The organism is Salinisphaera orenii subsp. halophila YIM 95161 (genome assembly GCF_003732545.1).
Lineage (GTDB): Bacteria > Pseudomonadota > Gammaproteobacteria > Nevskiales > Salinisphaeraceae > Salinisphaera > Salinisphaera orenii_A.
Window position 1 is genome coordinate 1 of record NZ_AYKF01000106.1, and the last position, 18,413, is coordinate 18,413.

Consider the following 18,413-nt stretch of genomic DNA (forward strand, 5'->3'; position numbering starts at 1 on the left):
GAGTGCATTGTCGCGCCTGAAATCCGGTCAGCCAGCCCCGATACTCGAGTCACCCGACGTTCAACCGTCCGCGCCAAAACATCCGATTCACCAAACACAAACAACCGCTTCCGCCCTCTGGTCAACCCCGTATAAAACAATTCCCGCGTCAAAACCGGCACGTCGTAATCCGGCAGCACGAGCGTGGCGGAATCGAACTCCGACCCCTGACTCTTGTGAATCGTCATCGCATACACGGAATCGTGCGCGGGTAGTGCGCTCGGCAAGAAAGCGCGAAGCCCACTGTCCCCCTCAAACCAGACTCGAATTTGCCCATCTGAATTTTCTAATGCAATACCCACATCGCCGTTATAGAGCCCGGTGCGGTAGTCATTTCGTCTAACCATGAGGGGGCGGCCGTGGTACCAGGCGTTGGCCGAGTTGAAGTCGAAGCGACGGGCCAGGCGTTCGTTAATGCCGGCGTTGATGGTTTCGCTGCCGGCCCGGCCCTGGCGTACGGCGGTCAGCACGCATTGCTTGCCCAGCTGGGCGAGGGCGAGCGAGGGATCGGTCGCTTCGCACAAGGCTGCGTAGTCGTCGGCCAGCCCGTCCATGAGCCGGCTGATGGCGGCGGCGTCCGAGCGGTCGTGATAGACGAGATCGTCGTGGCCGGCGTTGAGCACCTCTTGCGCGGCGTCCACGTCGCCCGCGTTCACGGCGGCGGCGAGGCGGCCGATGGTGCTATCCGCATTGAAGCGGCGACTGGTTTGTAGCGTGACCACGTGATCGGAGAGGGCATGCGTGGCGGGTTCCATTACGTCGGCGAGCAGGTCGCCGGCGGCGGTTTGTTGCTTGGCCGTGAAGCGGTTCACGCCGGCGTTGGCACAGATTTCTGCGAGCACCGAGCCGGATTCGACCGAGGCAAGCTGGTAGCGGTCGCCGAGCAGGATGAGGCGGGCATCGTTTCTTATCGCGTCCGCGAGCTTGGCCATCATGGGCAGGTCGACCATCGAGGCTTCGTCGACGATCACCACGTCGTAGGGTAGCGGGTTGTCGGCGTTGAAACGGGCGCGGGTAGTCGCGCCGGTGAGGCCGAGCAGGCGATGCAGCGTGCGGGCGGTTTGCGGGATGTGTTCTTCGACGCGCTGTTTGTCGAAGTTCGTATCCGCGCCCATGTCGCCCAGCCCGTTGCGGACCGATTCGAGCATGCGGGCGGCGGCCTTGCCGGTGGGCGCGGCCAGGGCGATGAGCGGCGGTGTGTCGTCTTGTTCGATTGCGGCTTCGATCAGCACGCGCAGCAGGCGCACGATGGTGTAGGTCTTGCCCGTGCCGGGGCCGCCGGAGATGACGGTGAAGTGGTGGCGCAGGGCGGCGAATGCGGCGACGGCCTGCCAGTTGGTGGCATTCGGGTTGGCGGCGTCTGTGGCGAACAGGCCGTTGCCGGGTTTCAGCGTGTCGACGTTCACCGGGTTCGGCTTGGCGGCCATGAGCGCGCTCAGGCGTTCGGCAAGCTTGGTTTCGTAGGCGTGATAACGCTGCAGATAGAGCCGGCCGGCTTCCAGAATCAGCGGGCGGGTCGGTCCCGTATCTTCTTTCGATTTGGCGTCGAGCACGGTGACAAGATCGCTGGCGGCGAGTGCGTCGGGCAGCGCGGCCTGGTTCGCGGCGCTCATCAATGCCGTGGGGATCTGATCGAGCGCGAGGCAGGTATGGCCTTGTGCGACGGCCCAGCTCGCCAGCGCGAAGGCACGGGCGACGAAACGATCGGCGCCGTGGCGGCGGGCCCAGTGGGCCAGGGCGTGGTCGAGATCGGACAGGCCAGCGTCTTCGGCGAGCGTGAGTGTTTCCGGCTGTGGCTCGGCGTTCGGCTTTTGGGCTTGGATTGTTTCGAGCGTCGTCGGTTCGGAAGCGAACAGATCGCCGGTACGGGATTCGTTCATGGGCGGCCTCGGCCAACTGCGCCGGTAGATTTTGGCTTGGGGTTTCGCACTGATGTGCGAGTGACTTTCGTTTGCTTGTCCAAACGAAAGTAACCAAAGGAAAAGACACCCTGTCTTGCGCCGATGCTGCGCATCGGTTCCCTCCCATCGCGAACCGCAAGCGGGACGGCCGGAAACTCGCTAGCGCTCAAACATCCGGCCGTCTTTTTCCGCTTGCGGTCCGCGCTGCTCGGCGCTGCGCCCAAGGGGCCCAATACAGGCCAGCTTCGCTTTCGCTCGCTCGGTGTTGCGGCTTCAGTAGGCTGAATGAGCTTTAGGTACGAGCCAACAAGAACGTAGCCGGGTGGGCCGATTTCGGTGAGGTGGCGGTAGCGACTTGATGCTCTCAAGTTGCCCGCCTGTATTTCGGCCCCGTGGTACAGCGACGCAGACGCACAGTGCCGGCGGGTGTCCGGCGCACTGCGCCGGTGCGCGCAGCATGTCTGAGGGCCGCCAAAGCGGACCGAGTTCTGCGCGCATCCCGTCGGTACGAGCATCGGAGTGCACCGGCGTAGCCGGCGCTGTACCGGGCGTCTTTTTCTTTGCTTCCTTTCGTTTGGACGAGCAAACGAAAGGGAGTCGCGCTGCAGCGCGAAATAATAGGGCAGATAAACTCGTGAGTGCCGAAAACCCGATGGCTCGAACCGTTCGAGTTGTGAACGAGCGGCATGTGGCGACGTCGACTTGTCGTTTCTTCGTAATTCGACGCCGGCCCCGCCGCAGCGATGTCGGCTTACGGCCTGCGGCCTAAGCCGACCTACTACCTCGAACTTCGCGCTCATGCCGGCGTTTCCTCGTCGGCAATTTGCCCGTCGAACAAGGCATCCAGCGCTTCGACAAGCTCGATCGCCGGGCGGTCGGTAAACACCCCCGCGTGCGTCTCGCCGTCCATCGCCCGTACGAACAGATACTGCACGCCGCCGAGATGCGTGGCCGGATCGTAGTCGGGCAGGCAGCGCCGCAGATGGCGGTGCAGGGCGACGGTGTAGATGAGGTATTGCAGGTCGTAGTGGGCGCGCCCGATGGCGCGTTCGAGCGCGTCGTCGCGATAGGCGCCGGGCGTGTCGCCGAGGCGGTTGGTCTTGTAGTCGAGAATGAAGTAGGCGCCGTCGACTTCCACGACCAGATCGATGAAGCCCTGCATCAGCCCGTAGAGCGTGGCCGCCGGGTGGCCGCCGAGCGCGGCCGGCAGATAGCCGGCGCCGCGCAGCGTTTCGACGAGCGCGCCGAGGCGGCTGCCGCGCAGGCGCAGCATGAATTCCATTTCCGCGAGCAAACGCCCGCGGTCGACGCCCGCCAGCGGGCCGATGCCCGGCAGCGGCGTGTGCAGCGTGCGCGCCACGAGCGCGGCGGTGTCGGCGATGCGCGGGTCGGCGCGGTCCTCGGCGATCAGGCCGTACTGGCGCAGGCGGTCGTAGACCAGGCGCTGCCGGTCGTCGCCCAGCGCGGCACCCGGCGCCGGCCACGGGGCGTAGGCGCGGTCGGTGAGCGCGTCTTCGAGCACGTCGTGCACCGCCGAGCCGAAGCGCACGCCCGCCAGGCGTTCGTCCATGCGTGGTAGTTCGCCGGCGTGGTCGGCGGGCGCGGCTTCGGCCGGGGCGGTGGCGAGTTCGTCCTCCGCGCCGGGTTCGGGCAGGTCGGGCGTCTTCGCGCCGGCCGGCGCATGGGCCAGACGCGAGAAGCTGTAGGTGGACCAGCGCGGGCGCCCGGCGGGCAGGTCGCTGCGCGCGTCGACGAGCGTATCCGCGGCCATCGGCTGGTGGCGCTCGGTGCGCGGCGCGGTCTGCTCGGCGTCCACGGGCGTGACCGCGATCGTGGCCGGATGCGCCTGCGCAAGCCCGGCGAGGGCCTCGTCGGCCGCGTCGCCGTCGCGGGCGAGCAGGTTCGCGAGCGCGCTGTCCCGGGTGGCCTTCGCGCTGCGCCAGCCGACCACGAGCGCCTGCTCGGCGCGGGTGAGCGCAACATAGAGCAGGCGCAGGGCTTCGGAGCGGGCTTCGAGCAGCGCCTGGGTCCTGTTCGCCTCGTCGTCGCCGACGAGATCGATGCGCGCGCGCCCGGCGTCGTCGTGAAAGATCAGCGGCGGCTTGTCGGGCGGGTTTTTCGAGCTGGGCGCGCCGAGCCACAGCGCGAACGGCATGAACACGATCGGGTACTGCAGGCCCTTGGCGGCGTGCACGGTGGTGATGCGCACCAGATCCGCGTCGGATTCCAGGCGCAGCTGGCTGGCGTCGTCGGTCATGCTCGTGCCGTCGGCCGCGGCGGCGATATGGTCGTCCAGCCAGCGAACGACGCTGGCCATGCCGAAGCATTCGGCCTCGGCCGTGGCCAGCAGCTCGCCGAGCTGCAGATAGTTGCTCATGCGCCGCTCGCCGTCGGTGAGCGCGAGCAGGCCCGGCGCGGCGTCCACAAACAGCGCCTCCAGCGCGCTGAGCACGCCGCGCCGGCGCCAGCTTTCGTGCAGGGTGTGGAAGCACTCGATGGCCTGCTGCATGGCGTGGTCGTCATCGGCGAGTACGATCAGCGCCGCGAGGCGCTTGCCGATCAGCGCGCTCGGCTGGGCCGCGCGTACGCCCATGGCGTCGTCGGGTGCGGCCATGGCGCGCAGGATCAGGCGCAGATCGGCGGCCTCGTCGCTGGCGAACACCGAATCCCGATGCTGGCAGACGGCCATGATGCCGTGCTGGGCGAGCTCGGCCTGCAGGGCGGTGGCCTCGAAGTTGTTGTTCACCAGCACGGCGATATCGCGCGGGGCGAGCGGCGCGTGGCCGCCGTCGGCGTGTTGCCACCGCGCGCCGCCGTCGAGCAGCCGGCCGATGGCGGCGACGGTATGCGCGATCAGCAGCGGGCGGTCCTCGCCCTTGCTGGCCTTGCCGCCGTGCAGGTTCCAGACGTCGAGCGCGGGCAGCTCACGGCCGTCGGCGTCGACCAGACGCCGGTCGCCCTCGGTGCGCCCGGCTTTAACGTGCGGAAAGTCGATGGCGTCGACCAGGAAGGGGTTTTCTTCGGGCAGCTTGTAGAGCGCTTCGATGGCGTCGAGCACGCGCTGGGTGGAACGAAAATTCGTGGTCAGCGTATAGCGCGCCTCGTCCGCGGCCCGGGCGGCGGCGAGGTAGGCATAGATATCGCCGCCGCGAAAGCCGTAGATCGCCTGTTTCGGGTCGCCGATGAGCAGCAGCGCGCCGTGTTCGCGCGGCCCGTCTTCGGGCGTGTCCAGATAGATGCGCTGCAGGCTGGCGTACTGCAGCGGGTCGGTGTCCTGGAATTCGTCGACCAGCGCATAGGGCCAGCGCGCGTGGAGTGCGGCGGCCAGACGCGCGCCGGTCTCGGGCGCGGTGAGTGCCGCATGCAGGGCGGCGATCAGATCGTCGAAGCTGTATTGCCGTCGCTCGATCTTGCGCGCGGCGGCGAGGCTGCGCACCGCCGCGACCGCCCGCTCGATGGCGACCAGGCGGGCCAGCGGCTGCAGCTCGGCGAGTACGGGCAGTGCGGCGAGATCGGCCAGCGGCTCGGCGTAGGCTTTCGCGCTTTTCGGCGTCTTCTTGAACTGGCGCGCGGGCTCGGCGAGCGCGGCCAGCCAGCCGGGCAGCGCGGGCACGCGCTCGTGGGCGATGGCCGCTGTGATGCGGACATCGAGATCGGCGACGAGATCGGCGATGTCGTCGGCCTCGCTCAGCGCCCTGTAGATCGCGCCGCTCTTGAGCAGGGCGTCGGCGGCGAAGGCCTCCGCAAGGGCCGCGGCCAGCGGCTCGGCGCTGCCCGGCCAGGCGCGCGCGAGCTCGGTCTGCAGTTCGGCCAGACGCGCATGGTCGATGCCCGCGAGCCGGACATGCGGGCGGGCGAGCACCGGCGCGATCTCGGCGTAGAGCGCGTTCGGATTCGGCCACAGGGCGAGCACGTCGCCGGCCTCGGCGGCGCCGAAGACGTGCTCGCGCCAGTAGTCGGTCGCGGCCTGGCGGTAGACGCTCGGGTCGTCGATGGCCTCGCCGCGGTCGAAGGCGAGCGCGGATTCGAAGGCGTTTTCGGTGGCGGCACGCTGGGCGAAGCCGTGGATGGTGACGATCGTGGCCTCGTCCACGCGGGCGGCGGCGTCGGCCAGCCGGCGCGCCAGCGCCCCGCGCGCTTCGTCGCTGTGCTCGAGGATGCGCAGGGTGAAGGCGTGCTCGGCGTTGCCGGGCCGGGCGTGCTCGGGCGCGTGGGCGATGCGCGCGGCGTCGGCCAGGCGCGCGCGGATGCGTTCGCGCAGTTCCTGGGTGGCCGCGCGGGTGAAGGTCATCACCAGGATGTCGCGCACGCTCGCGCCCTGTTCGACGATCAGGCGCAGATACAGCCCGGCGAGGCTGAAGGTCTTGCCGGTGCCCGCGCTCGCCTCGATCAGCCGCAGCCCGTGCAGCGGCAGGGTGGCGGTGTCGAAGTCGCGGCTGTGCGGCGCGTGGCTCATGCGGTCCGGAGGGTGCGCGCGGACAAGGCGCCGTCGCGAGTCGGTCGGACTGTCGAACGGCCTCCGGCGCTACGGGCGGGCGCGACCGGCGGCTGGAGCAATGGAGCGGGTCGGCTGCAGGGCATCGTGTCGATCGCTGGCGTACGCGTGGCCGCCAGTCTAGCGCGGCGCTCGGGTCAGTTCGCGACCCGGTGCCCGGTGAGGTTCAGCCCGCGCCGTCGTCCGCGCGCTGCTTGTCCGCCTGACGACGCGCCCGCTGAATGACGCTGCGCGCCTGCTCGACGAGCTTCGGATCGGCGGTGCCCGGCGGGGCGCTGCGGCCGGGTTCGACGCGACACAGGCGGGCGATATAGGGATAGTGATCGGAGCCGAAGCGCGCGCCGCGCTCGAGTTGGGCGACGGCGAAGCCGGGTTCGTAGAATACGTGATCCAGCGGCCAGGCCATCCACCAGGAATTGGCGTCGTAGGTGGGCAGGTAGCCGTAGCCCGCCCGCGGGTCGACCAGCCGCGCAAGACGCTGCATTTCGCCGACTGCGCGCTCCCACGGCGTGGCGTTGAGATCGCCGGCGATCACGCCCGGCCGGTCGGCGTCGCGCAGCAACAGGCCGGCCTTGAGCAGCACCGCGTCGCGCCCGAGCGCTGACTGCGAGGGATGCGGCGGGCGTGGATGCACGCCGAGAAAATCCACCACCTCGCCCGTGCGCAGCTCCAGCCCGGTGACGATCTGCGGCGTGTTCTGGCCGGCGAGATAGCGCACCTCTGGGGAGACCAGCGGCAGGCGCGAGTAGAGCGCGATGCCGAAGTAGGAGCCCGTGGTGTGGATTCGCCGGTGGGGCATGGTCTCGGCCAGTGGCGCGAGGGCTTCGGTCCAGTCGTCGTTGGCCTCCAGGATCAGGAGCACGTCCGGCTGCGCCCGGCGGACCTGTTCGAGCAGGCGGCCATTCGGATTGTTGCTGAGCTGCACGTTGGCGACCATCACCGACAGCCGCCCCTCGGTCGGACAGTTCTGCTGCGCCATGCGGCTGCCGGTCGGCCGATAGGGCCAGAGTACGACGGCGTGATGCACGATCACGATCAGCATGGCCACGATCAGGCTGGCCGCCGCCTTCGGGTAACGCCGCAGAAAGGCCGTGGAAACCAGAACGAGTGCGCCGAGAAGGATCGCCAGCTGCAGACGCGGAAAATCGGCGAAGCGCACCCACCAGCGGTCGCTGTCGATCAGCGGGAGCAGGCTGGCGCCGCATAGCGTCAGCCCGGCCAGGACAACGAGAATGAACAGGAGCAGTCGCATGCGGCGGTCCCGGTTCCTTACAGTGCGTTGCGCCGCCTTCCGGCGGCGGGCGCGGTGAATGATCAGCGGCGCAACCTAGCGCCTTAGCGCGGCCTCGGAAAGTGGCCTGTCGATCTCGCCCGAGCCGGGGCGAGCGTCAGGCGCGGTCGGACGCCCGTGCGATCCACGTATCGACGCGGCCCGCACCCGCTCGCTGCGACCGAGCGGGCGCCGGGTGGCGTTGCGTGACGCGCCGTAGCCACGCCCGTGGCCCGCCGTGTTCCGGGCGCTCCCATCGGCGCCGGAGGCGATGTCATGGCAGCGGCGTTCGTCGGCGAGGCGGCGCGGGCGGCGTGCCGGTCAGCCGGTGGCCGCGGCCGGGTCATCCGGCGGCGGGCACAGGTGGGCGTTCATCGGCCCGGAGACCGCCTCGATGGCCTGGATGAAGGGGCTGTCGGTTTCGTTGTCGCCCAGTGGGGCGTCGGCGTCGCCGAGCAGCAGCGCGAAATAGGGATCGCGCGTGAGGTGGTGCGGCACGTGCGCACCGGGCTTGAAGCGGAAGGAGACGTTGTCGAAGGCCTTGTTCTGTTCCGGATCGTAGGCGTCGTCGAGGTCCGGATGATAGGCGAGCGGCTGCTCCTGGCCGGCGATATACAGGCGTACGAGCTCGGCGAGTTCGGCGCGCGCGGTGGCCGCGTCCACGGCCGCGACGTAGCGGGCGAGCGACATGTCCTTCGGCTTGGGCGAAAAGCCGGCCAACTCCAGCGCCACGTCGTGGCCGGCGGCGACCACGGCGAGATAGTCGATCCAGTAGCGCAGCCGGAACCGCGCCTTGAGCTTGCCGGTGCGCAGGCGCCGCAGCGCGCCCGGCCAGAGCTGGCCGACGCGCCCGGTTACGCGCACGCCGGCGATATCGTCGAGCTGGATGTCGACCGTTTCCGGCGTCCCTTCCGCCTGCCAGGCCTGTGCGATCGGCAGCAGGGCGTTCACGGCCTCGGCTTCGACGGCGTAGTTGGGGGCGGCCAGCGGCGCCGGGGGCAGGGTGCCGCGGGCGCGTTCGAGATCGCTGGGCGCGGGGTCGATCTCGGCATGCTCGGCGGCCCGGGCGCTGTCGAACAGGCGCTGGCGCAGGGCGGATGCCGCCAGCGGGTCGAGTGCGATCGGCTCGGCGTCGTCGACGCGGCGGTCCTCGATCTCCAGATCGAGCTTCACGCGTTCGCGAAAGAACGCCCGCGCGGGGTGGTCGAAGAAGCGCTTGAGGCCGTCGAGATCGATCGCTTCGATGGTCTCGGGCTGGGGGGCGCGGCTGTCGTCGAGCAGCGGCGCGCGCAGCGCGCGGGCGCCGACCGCCGCGCGGGTGGCATCGCGCCAGTCGCCGGCGAAGGTGAACACGCGGGGGTCCGGCTCGACCGGCGAGAAATAGCGCACCGAGAACGGCTGCATCGGCTGCTCGTGGATGAGCCGGCGGCGAAAGGTCTTGCTGTCCCAGTCGCGAAAATAATGGCGATGGATGAACTCCAGCGTCTCGCCGACGATCGGCGAGGGCGGCAGCGCCTCGCCGGTGTGGACGTCCTGGCCGATATGGCTGATGTAGAACACGTCGCGCGCGGCGGTCAGCGCCTGCAGGAACAGCAGGCGGTCGTCGTCGCGGATATTGCGATCGCCCAGGCGCGGGTTCTGGAACATGACGTTGAACGCGCGCCCGTGGTCCTGGCGGGGAAAGGCGTCGTCGTTCATGCCCAGCACGCAGACCATGCGAAACGGCACCGCGCGCAGCGGCACCATGCCGCAGAAGGTGATGCCGCCGGCCAGAAACGGCTGACGCTCGCTGGCGGTTTCCAGTGAGGCGCGCAGCATGTCGCGCACCGCGGCCCAGGAGATCGTGCGGTCCGGTCGCGTCGGGTCCGTATCGCGCGCCGGGCTGAGCGGGATCTCGCTGGTGCAGCTTTCTGCGGCCTCGAACTGGGCGAACAGCTTGCGCAGGCCGTCGACGGCGCGCTGCTCGTCGGGCGCGTCCGGCGCGGGTGCCACGAGCCGATCGACGAGCTGGTTGAGCCGCGTCTGCCAGACGCCGGGCTCGGCCGCCTGTGCGAGCGTATCGGCGGTCTCCGCCAGGGTCTGCTCGAAGCGCCAGAGCTTGCCGAGCGCGGCGGTGATGCCGCCTTCCAGGTCCGACCAGGGCGCGACGCCGTCGACGAGTGTTTCGTCGTCGGCCTGGGCGACGCCGAGCAGCAGCCGGTCGAGGCCGAAGCGCCAGCTGTTCTGCTCGAAGGCGCCGGCGCCGAGCTCGGCGCGATGGCTTGCGTTGCGCCCCCAGCGGATGCCGGCGGCGCCGACCCAGTCGGTGATCGCATCGAGCTCGCCCGCCGACAGGCCGAAGCGTCGCATGACCGCAGGCACGGCGAGCAGGTCGAGCAGGGCACTCGCCTCCCAGCGCCACAGCGGCAGGTCGAGCAGGGCCGCTACACAGGTCACGATCGGGTGCGCGGCCGAGCGCGCGCGGTCGGCGAGCCCGAACGGGAGGTAGCGATCGGCCGGTGCGCCGCCGAACACCGCCTCGATCGCCGGCGCGTAGGCGGCGACGTCCGGCAGCATCACGATGATGTCGCGCGGGGCGAGTCGTTCGTCAGCCGCGATCTCGCCGGCGGCGACGCGCCGGTCGTCCGCGGTCAGCCGGTCGAGGAGCTGGTCCTGCAGCACCTGGATCTCGCGCAGCGGGCTGTGGCAGGCGTGCACCTCCAGCGAGGTGTCGTCGTCGGCCATGCCCTGGGGCGGGTCGCTGCAGTCGAGCTCGACGATATCCGCCTGAATGCGGTGCAGCAGGGTGTCGCGCGCGGGGATGTCGTAGGCCATGAGCGCGCCGAGCTCGGGCTCGATCATGCCGGCGAACTCGTCGGAATAGAGCACGCGCAGGGTGTCGCGGGCCATGCGCCCAAGCGCGCCGAGCAGCGGGTGGCCGGCTTCGACGGCGGCCTCGCCGGGGAGCAGGGCGTTCGTGTCGGCGCCTTCCGACGCGGGCAGTTCGAGGCTGAGGCGCCCGGCCGTGATGTCGCCCCAGTAGGCCTCGCTCGGGTTTGGCAACAAAAAATGCACGTCGATATGCTCGGCCAGCGCATAGAGCAGGCGCAGATGATCGGGCGCAAGCGCGACCAGGCCGAAGCAGTAAAGCTGGGCCGGGCACCAGGCGGTCACGCGCGCCTGCAGGGCGGTGTCGTACGACAGGCGCTGGATGAAGTCGGTGAGCACGCGTGCGCGATGGGTACGCCCCAGGCGCTGCGGCTGGGTGAGCCAGCGCCAGACCTGCGCCTGCCAGCGACCCGGATTCGTGGCGGGCGTGTCGCCGGCCTCCCAGCGCGCGAGCATGTCGGCGCGATAGACGAGGTACTTGTCGAACACGTCGGCGAGCTGGCGCGCGAGCTGGTAGCGGCGCACTTCGTCGACCGGATCGCCGAGATAGTCGGCGACGGCCGGAATCTCGCGCGCCATCGCGGGCAGCGCGGCATACAGATGCCAGGGCAGGCAGTCCGCCTCGAAGTGCTGGCCGCGCGGCGCGGCCGGCTCGACCTCGCGCAGCAGTTTCCAGATCCAGCCGCCGGGCAGCTCGACGTCCAGATTGGCGGCGATGCCCTCGCTTTCGGCGAGCTGGATCGCCAGCCAGCGGCCGATGCCCTGATTGGGCGCGAGCAGCGTATCGGTGGCCAGCGGCGAGGCCGGGCGCGCCAGGCGCAGGGCCCCGAGCAGCTCGGCCAGCCGACCCAGATCGTTGTGGTGATAGAGATAAAACATGACGAACCGTATCGATGGCAGCCGCTGCGGCGAGGCCCGAGTCTAGCGCGGGTGCCGGGTCATGCGACGGCCCAGCGGGCTGTACAGAGCATGGTCCGCGCATAGCCCGCGCGGGTTGCCGCGCGGCCGGCCTGCCGCCTGTCGCCGTGGAGAGGCGAGATCCGCCGCGGCCGCGTTCGAGGTGTGGCAAAGGCGCAGTGGAGGTCCGAACGAGGCCTCACGCCGGGCCGGGTTGCGGGTGCTTACCAAGCGGTCTATATTTGAAACATGACTACTGACTCAAACGTCATGTGTGCGGCGAAGGCGCCGCACGACCACACAACAACAACGACGCGATCGATACCGGAGGGGATATGAAGAACACGACCCGTAATCTGCTGGCCACCGCGCTGGCGGTCGTCGGCCTGCAGGCTCACGCCGCCGAGGAGCCGATCACCATCGCGCATGTCGCCGGCTTCACCGGCGCGCTGGAAGCCTATACCCAGCAGCTGCAACACGGCCTGGAGCTTGGCTTCGAGTATGCGACCGACGGCAGCAACGAAGTCCTGGGCCGCAAGATCGAGCTGATCACCAAGGACACCCAGCTCAAGGCGCCGCGCGCGCGGGCATTGTTGGCGGACGCCTATACCTCTGACAACGCCACGATCGCGGTGGGCGATGTGTCCTCGGGCGTAGCGCTGGCGATGCTGCCGGTGGCCGCGCAGTACCAGAAGATCCTGATGCCCGAAGGCGTGGCCGACTCCATCACCGGCGAAAACTACAACCGCTATATCGTGCGCGTGGGGCGCAATTCCTCGCAGGACGCGATCTCCAACGCGGCCGCGGTCGCCGACGAGGGCGTGTGCATCTCCACGCTGGCACAGGACTACGCCTTCGGCCGCGACGGCGTGGCCGCCTATGCCAAGGCCGCGCGCAGCCGCGGCGCCGAGATCGTGAACGAGGTGTATCTGCCGGCCGAGACGACCGACTTCACCTCCGCGGCCCAGCGCCTGTTCAACTCGCTCAAGGATCGCGACGACTGCGAAGAGAAGTACATCTTCAATATCTGGGCCGGCAAGGGCAATCCCATGAGCCGTATCCAGGATCTGCAGCCCGAGCGTTTCGACATCAAGCTGACCACCGGCGGCAACATCCTGCCGGCGATGGTGGCCTACAAGCAGTTCCCGGGCATGGAAGGCGCGACCTACTATTACTACGAAAGCCCGGAGAACGAGGTCAACGACTGGCTGGTCGAACAGCACCAGGCACGCTTCGACGGCCCGCCGGATTTCTTCACCGCCCAGGGCATGTCGCAGGCGATGGCGATCGTGGCCGCGATCGAGAAGGCCGGCAGCACTGACACCGAAGCGCTGATCGAGGCCTTCGAGGGCCTGGAGTTCGATTCGCCCAAGGGCCCGATCACGATCCGTGCCGAGGATCATCAGGCCATGCAGCCGATGTATCACTTCCGGATCAAGGTGGAAGACGGCGTGGAATGGGGTGTACCGGAGCTGGTGGATGTGATCCCGGCCGAAGACATGGACATCCCGATCAACAACGGTTGAGGCGCTGCGCCCACCGCGCGGGCGGGCGCTGGCGACATGCCGGTGGCCCGTTCGCGGCCCGATCCGCCATACGAGAACCGCATGAATTCGTCTGCGAGTGCCCCCGATGCGCTGCTCGAAGCACGTGAACTGAGCATCCGCTTCGGCGGCCATACGGCCGTGGATGCGGTGAGCTGCGGTTTCGAGATCGGCACGCTCACCGCCATCGTCGGCCCGAACGGCGCCGGCAAGACCACGTTCTTCAATCTGTTGTCGGGCCAGCTCGCGCCGACCGGCGGGGAGCTGATCTTCGACGGCCAGGACATCACCCGCACCAAGGCGCCGCGGCGCGCCCAGATGGGCATCGGCCGGGCGTTCCAGCTCACCAACCTGTTTCCCGAACTCAGCGTGCGCGAGAACATGTGGCTGGCGGCCAGCGCACGCACCGGCGCGGGGCTGGCCATGCATCGTTTGTCCAGCAGCTACTCGGCGATCGCCGACAAAGTCGACCACTATCTTGCGCGGGTGTCGCTGGCCAAGCGCGCCGACTGGCTGGCCGCAACACTGCCGCACGGCGACCAGCGCAAGCTGGAGGTGGGGATGCTGCTCGCGCTCGAGCCGCGCGTGTTCATGTTCGACGAGCCGACCGCCGGCATGAGTGTGGACGAGGTCCCCGTGATCCTCGATCTGGTCGAGGACATCCGGGCCGAGCGTGACAAGGTGGTGCTGCTGGTCGAACACAAGATGGACGTGGTGCGCTCGCTCGCGGATCGCATCATTGTGCTGCACGAAGGGCGGCTGCTGGATTCCGGCGAGCCGGCCGAGGTGATCGCCTCGCCGCTGGTGCAGCAGGCCTATCTCGGCGAGGTGGTCGACCCCGAGGATGACACCCAACGCGCGACGGAGTCGTCAACATGAGTGCGCCGCTGCTTGAGATGGCGGGCGTGCATACGCATATCGGCCATTACCACATTCTGCAGGGTGTGGATCTGTCGCTGCCGCGCGGCGAACTGACCGTGCTGCTGGGGCGCAACGGCGCCGGCAAGACCACGACGCTGCGCACGATCATCAATCTCTGGCAGGCCTCGCGCGGCACGATCACCTTCGACGGCCAGGACATCACCCACTGGCGCACGCCGCGCATCGTGTGCCTGGGCGTGGGCTATGTGCCGGAGAACATGGGCATCTTCTCGCTGCTCACGGTGGCCGAGAACATGCGCCTGGCGGCCGCCCGCAACCGCTTCGACGAGGCCCGCCTCGATTGGATATTCCGCCTGTTTCCGGCATTGAAGAAATTCTGGCAAACGCCGGCGGGGCTGCTGTCCGGCGGGCAGAAGCAGATGTTGGCGATCGCCCGGGCGATCATCGAGCCGCGCGCGTTTCTGATCATCGATGAGCCCAGCAAGGGGCTCGCGCCGGCGATCGTCAAGGATCTGGTGCAGGCGATCCGCGAGCTCAAGCAGACCGATACGACCGTTCTGCTCGTCGAGCAGAACTTCAGCTTCGCGCGCGCGGTCGGCGACCATGTCGCGGTGATGGACGACGGCCGCATCGTGCATGCCGGCACGATGGCCGCGCTCGCCGACGACACATCGCTACAGAATCGGCTGCTCGGCCTGAGTCTCGAAACCCATGTCTAGGGCCCGTTGCTGTTTCGTGCGCGCGCCGCGTTGGAGGCCGCACATCGTGTCCGGCAAGGCGCGAGCCGACGGCTCTGGGCGTGCCGCGGCCCAGGCTCGTAATGCCCGCGGGCGCCCATGGTTATTGCATGCGCGGCCCAACCCTTCGGGACAAGGGCCCATGAAATTAACGAGGTGCGGCAATCCAGCGTTGCAGCACGTGTGGGCAAGTGACTGCACGGCGCGCACTACGCCTCGTCTTGCCGCACAACAGCGCTTGGCGTGGACGCGGACGAAAGATCAAAAGGCCCTAGGAGTGATGCCATGAGCGAAACCACCCAGGGCAGTCCGGCGCGCCCGAGTTGGCGTACCCGCATCGCCGCGGCGCTGGAGGCCAGGCCTCACTATCTGCTGCTCGGGCTGGTGGCGGTGATCGCGCTGTTCGTCATGCCGCTGAACGTGTGGGTGTCGCTGACCGTGGCGGGACTGGCCATGGGACTGATCCTGTTCGTGGTGTCGTCGGGGATGACGCTCATCTTCGGGCTCATGGGTGTGCTCAATCTTGCCCACGGCGCGTTCATTACCGTCGGCGCCTATATCGGCGCGAGCGTGTTCCTCATGCTCGCCGGCTGGCCGGCGCTGGCCGCGGTCTCGCAGGCGCTGCTGATCATCCCGGCGGCGCTGGCCACGCTGGCGGCCGCCGCGCTGCTCGGGCTGGTGTTCGAGCGCGTGTTCATCAAGCCGGTCTACGACGACCACCTGCGCCAGATTCTGGTGACCGTCGGTGGCGCGATCATCATCGCCGAGCTGATCGTGGTGTTCTGGGGTGCGCACGAAATCCCGCTGCCGCGCCCGGACGTGCTGCGCGGCGCCTTCGTCTTCGGCGGCGTGGCGTTCGAGAAGTACCGCCTTTTCGCGGTCGGCGTGGGGCTGGCGGTGTACTGGGGCATGCTCGCGGTGATCCAGTACACCCGCGTGGGCCTGCTCATCCGCGCCGGCGTGGAGAACGGCGAGATGGTCCAGGCGCTGGGTTATCGCATCAAGCTGCTGTTTATCGCGGTGTTCGCGGCGGGCACCGCGCTCGGTGCCTTCGGCGGCGTGCTCTGGGGTTTCTACGAGGAGCTCATCCATATCGAGATGGGCGAGCATCTGCTGGTCGACGTGATCATCGTCATCATCATGGGCGGGCTGGGCTCGATCACCGGCTGCTTCTACAGCGCGCTGGTGGTGGGGCTGCTCACCAACTACATGGGCTTCGTGGCGCCGACGTTCTCGGAGTTCTCCAGCATCGTGCTCATGGTCCTGGTGCTGATGTGGCGCCCCCAGGGGCTGATTCCGGTGGTGAAGGTCTAGTGTTGCGCGATGCCCATTCAGCGCGGTCTACCGGCCCGGGTTCGCGCCGCCGGCGGCCGTGCCGATTCATCGATATGACCACTCGCTATGCCCGGCTCGGCGCGCAAACGCCGCGAGTTATTCACGTCGCCCACTCATGCAACAGGACGCTAGCGCGATGATGCACCGACTGCTTTCCGGCGATTATCCGCGCAGCGCGGTGCTCAGCACACTGGTGGTTGTGATCGTGCTCGCACTCGCGTTCGCGCCGTTTCTGTTTCCCGGGCCGCTGGCCTATCGCACGTATTCGTCGATCTGCCTGTTCACGATGCTGGTGCTCAGCTACGACATCCTGCTGGGCTATACGCGCATCATCTCTTTTGCCCATGCCATGTTTTACGGCATCGGCGCCTATGCCATGGCCATCGCGCTGCGCGATATCGGCCCGAACTGGACCGCGATGGCGGTGGGCATGACGGCCGGGCTGACGACGGCACTCGCGGTGGCGTTTGTCATCGCACTGTTCTCGCTGCGCGTGCGGGCGGTGTTCTTCGCGCTGGTCACGCTTGCGGTCGCGGTGGGCTTTATGACGCTCGTCTCTAAGCTCTATACCTTTACCGGCGGCGAGGACGGCATCGCCTTCCAGGTGCCGTTCGTGCTCGGTCCGGGCTATACCTTTACCGAATCGCCAGTGCCCGGCTTCGACCTGGTCGGCTTTCTGGGTTCCGGCGACCTCGCAGGCTCGGTGTTCGACGTGCGTACCAGCGGTGCGCTGCTGGTTTACTACGTGCTGTTCGTCGCTGCGATCGGGGTCTTTCTGGCCCTGCTGCGGATGATGAACTCGCCGTTCGGCCGGGTCTGCCAGGCGATACGCGAAAATGAGTTCCGCGCCGAGGCGCTGGGCTATCGCACGGTGGTGTTTCGCACTATCAACGTCTGTATCTCGGCGATGATCGCCGCGTTCGCCGGCGCGCTGGCGGCAGTCTCGTTGAGATATATCAGTCCCGACGCGGTGCTGTCCTTCGATCTGATGGTCAACATCCTGCTTATGACGGTGATCGGCGGCATGGGCACGCTTTACGGTGCGATCGTGGGCACCACGCTGTTCGTGCTCGCCGAAACCTATCTGCAGAGCCTGCTGGCGCTGGCGCACGATGCCAGCGCGCCGTTGCCCCTGCTGGCCGCGATGCTGGATCCGGAGCGCTGGTATCTGTGGCTGGGCGTGCTGTTCGTCCTGAGCGTGTACTTCTTCCCGCGCGGTATTGTCGGCCAGCTGCGCGCGCGGGCCCGGCGTCGTGCGCACAGGCGCGCCACGACAGACGCCGCTAATCCGCCGCAGAATCCATCAGAAACGCCAGGATAGGCTCGAGCTCCTGCTCGCGCATCAGCGCGGGGGCGTGGCCTGCGTCGGCGATTTCGACGACCTGTGTATCCGGGCGCAGCTCGACCATGCGATCGAGCGTTTCGGCTGACAGCAGATCAGACTGCTCGCCGCGGATGATCAGCGTGGGCACTTCGATGGCGGTCCATAGATCCCAAGTCTCGACGTCTTCTTCGATCGGCTCGTCGAAGGCCGAGGCGATCGCCGGGTCGTAGTGGGGCAGGTAGCGCCCGTTCTCGAGGCGATACGAATGCTCGGCGAGATGACGCCACCCCGCGTCGCCCAGCGGACCGAAGCTGGCGTGAATTTCGGCCAGATGGGCCTGGTAAGCCGCCAGAGTGGCGAACGTCGGGGTCGTGGAGACATAGGCGCCGATGCGGTTGAGCGACTGCGCGCTGATGCAGGCACCGATATCGTTGAGTACCAGCCGGCGGATCGGTGTACCCGGGCGCGCGGCCAGCATCATGCCGACCATCCCGCCCATGGAAGTGCCGATCCAGTCCAGATGCGGCGGGGCCGGCGTCTGCGACGCCTCGGCGTACGATGCGGTGGCGTGGCTGACCAGCGTGGCGCTGTCACGCACATACTGGTCGTAGTTGTAGTGGCTGCGCTGCGTGAGCCAGTCGCTGGCGCCCCGGCCGACGGCGTCCGGGCAGTAGACGCGGTAGTCGCGTTCGGCGAGGGCGGCCGCCAGGCGATCGAAATCCCGACCGTTGCGCGAAAAGCCGTGGGCACAGATGGCAGTGCGCGCATGGTGCAGTGCACCCCAGTTCGTACTGGCGATACGGTGGAAACCTGCAGGATTCAGACAATAATGTTTGGAAATGTCGATAGTCATTTAAAGTCAATTATTTGTGTAGAACTCGCGGGCATCGATAAAGACGTCGTTCTGATTTGAGCCGAAAAATGAAATAGTGATTCACTAATGGCTTGCAGCGTCAAAAAAAATACTATAAACAGTGAATCGTGACTTCTGACTCATAAGTCACTTAAGGGGAGTATTCAGCATCGACGACCATCCGGCTACTGTACGGGGCCTAGCCCGGATATTGCACCAAACAGAACGGCGAAGCCGGTATAATCTCTTTAGTAACAACCAATTACTT

Annotated in this window: 10 protein-coding genes; 5 read left to right on the forward strand and 5 right to left on the reverse strand. The window is 67.8% G+C overall.

Annotated features, from left to right (window positions below; all coding sequences use genetic code 11):
* The 4 genes from recD to recC form a co-directional block, all read right to left on the reverse strand.
* The coding region (gene recD / locus SAHL_RS13330) for an exodeoxyribonuclease V subunit alpha (RefSeq protein WP_123591907.1) at positions 1-1,919 on the reverse strand (1,919 nt) is incomplete at its 3' end.
* A gap of 817 nt (positions 1,920-2,736) precedes the next feature.
* Positions 2,737-6,396, reverse strand: coding sequence for an exodeoxyribonuclease V subunit beta (recB, locus tag SAHL_RS13335; RefSeq protein ID WP_123591908.1), 3,660 nt, complete (start codon positions 6,394-6,396; stop codon positions 2,737-2,739).
* 205 nt (positions 6,397-6,601) lie between these two features.
* Positions 6,602-7,687, reverse strand: coding sequence for an endonuclease/exonuclease/phosphatase family protein (locus SAHL_RS13340; RefSeq protein WP_123591909.1), 1,086 nt, complete (start codon positions 7,685-7,687; stop codon positions 6,602-6,604).
* Between the two features lie 339 nt (positions 7,688-8,026).
* The gene (gene recC, locus SAHL_RS13345; RefSeq protein WP_123591910.1) at positions 8,027-11,452 is read right to left on the reverse strand and encodes an exodeoxyribonuclease V subunit gamma; all 3,426 of its coding nucleotides are present in this window, start codon (positions 11,450-11,452) and stop codon (positions 8,027-8,029) included.
* 353 nt (positions 11,453-11,805) lie between these two features.
* On the opposite strand from recC, the gene SAHL_RS13350 reads away from it, so the two are divergent.
* From SAHL_RS13350 to SAHL_RS13370, 5 genes are all read left to right on the forward strand, one after another.
* Positions 11,806-12,996 carry a substrate-binding domain-containing protein gene (locus SAHL_RS13350; RefSeq protein WP_123591911.1) on the forward strand — a complete coding sequence of 397 codons (1,191 nt, stop codon included), beginning with the start codon at positions 11,806-11,808 and terminating at the stop codon, positions 12,994-12,996.
* An 81-nt stretch (positions 12,997-13,077) separates the two neighbouring features.
* Positions 13,078-13,893, forward strand: a complete 816-nt coding sequence (locus tag SAHL_RS13355) for an ABC transporter ATP-binding protein (RefSeq protein ID WP_123591912.1) — start codon at positions 13,078-13,080, stop codon at positions 13,891-13,893.
* Positions 13,890-14,615 carry an ABC transporter ATP-binding protein gene (locus SAHL_RS13360; protein WP_123591913.1) on the forward strand — a complete coding sequence of 242 codons (726 nt, stop codon included), beginning with the start codon at positions 13,890-13,892 and terminating at the stop codon, positions 14,613-14,615. Before SAHL_RS13355 ends, SAHL_RS13360 begins: the two co-directional genes overlap by 4 nt.
* 303 nt (positions 14,616-14,918) lie before the next feature.
* Positions 14,919-15,947: a branched-chain amino acid ABC transporter permease gene (locus SAHL_RS13365; RefSeq protein WP_123591914.1), complete on the forward strand. Its 1,029-nt coding sequence runs from the start codon at positions 14,919-14,921 to the stop codon at positions 15,945-15,947.
* 160 nt (positions 15,948-16,107) lie between these two features.
* On the forward strand, positions 16,108-17,289 hold the full coding sequence (locus tag SAHL_RS13370) for an ABC transporter permease subunit (RefSeq protein ID WP_184947686.1): 1,182 nt from the start codon (positions 16,108-16,110) through the stop codon (positions 17,287-17,289).
* On the opposite strand, the gene SAHL_RS13375 is transcribed toward SAHL_RS13370, so the two are convergent.
* Complete coding sequence (locus SAHL_RS13375; RefSeq protein WP_123591916.1) at positions 17,252-18,145, reverse strand: alpha/beta fold hydrolase; 894 nt, start codon at positions 18,143-18,145, stop codon at positions 17,252-17,254. The two genes, SAHL_RS13370 and SAHL_RS13375, sit on opposite strands and share 38 nt — an antisense overlap.
* Positions 18,146-18,413 lie beyond the last annotated feature (268 nt).

Bases quoted from the DNA above. Each gene is read 5' to 3' on its own strand.
- SAHL_RS13365 (WP_123591914.1), top strand. From the start codon at position 14,919: ATGAGCGAAACCACCCAGGGCAGTCCGGCGCGCCCGAGTTGGCGTACC.
- SAHL_RS13375 (WP_123591916.1), bottom strand. From the start codon at position 18,145: ATGACTATCGACATTTCCAAACATTATTGTCTGAATCCTGCAGGTTTC.
- SAHL_RS13350 (WP_123591911.1), top strand. From the start codon at position 11,806: ATGAAGAACACGACCCGTAATCTGCTGGCCACCGCGCTGGCGGTCGTC.
- recC (WP_123591910.1), bottom strand. From the start codon at position 11,452: ATGTTTTATCTCTATCACCACAACGATCTGGGTCGGCTGGCCGAGCTG.
- SAHL_RS13340 (WP_123591909.1), bottom strand. From the start codon at position 7,687: ATGCGACTGCTCCTGTTCATTCTCGTTGTCCTGGCCGGGCTGACGCTA.
- SAHL_RS13360 (WP_123591913.1), top strand. From the start codon at position 13,890: ATGAGTGCGCCGCTGCTTGAGATGGCGGGCGTGCATACGCATATCGGC.
- SAHL_RS13370 (WP_184947686.1), top strand. From the start codon at position 16,108: ATGCACCGACTGCTTTCCGGCGATTATCCGCGCAGCGCGGTGCTCAGC.
- SAHL_RS13355 (WP_123591912.1), top strand. From the start codon at position 13,078: ATGAATTCGTCTGCGAGTGCCCCCGATGCGCTGCTCGAAGCACGTGAA.
- recB (WP_123591908.1), bottom strand. From the start codon at position 6,396: ATGAGCCACGCGCCGCACAGCCGCGACTTCGACACCGCCACCCTGCCG.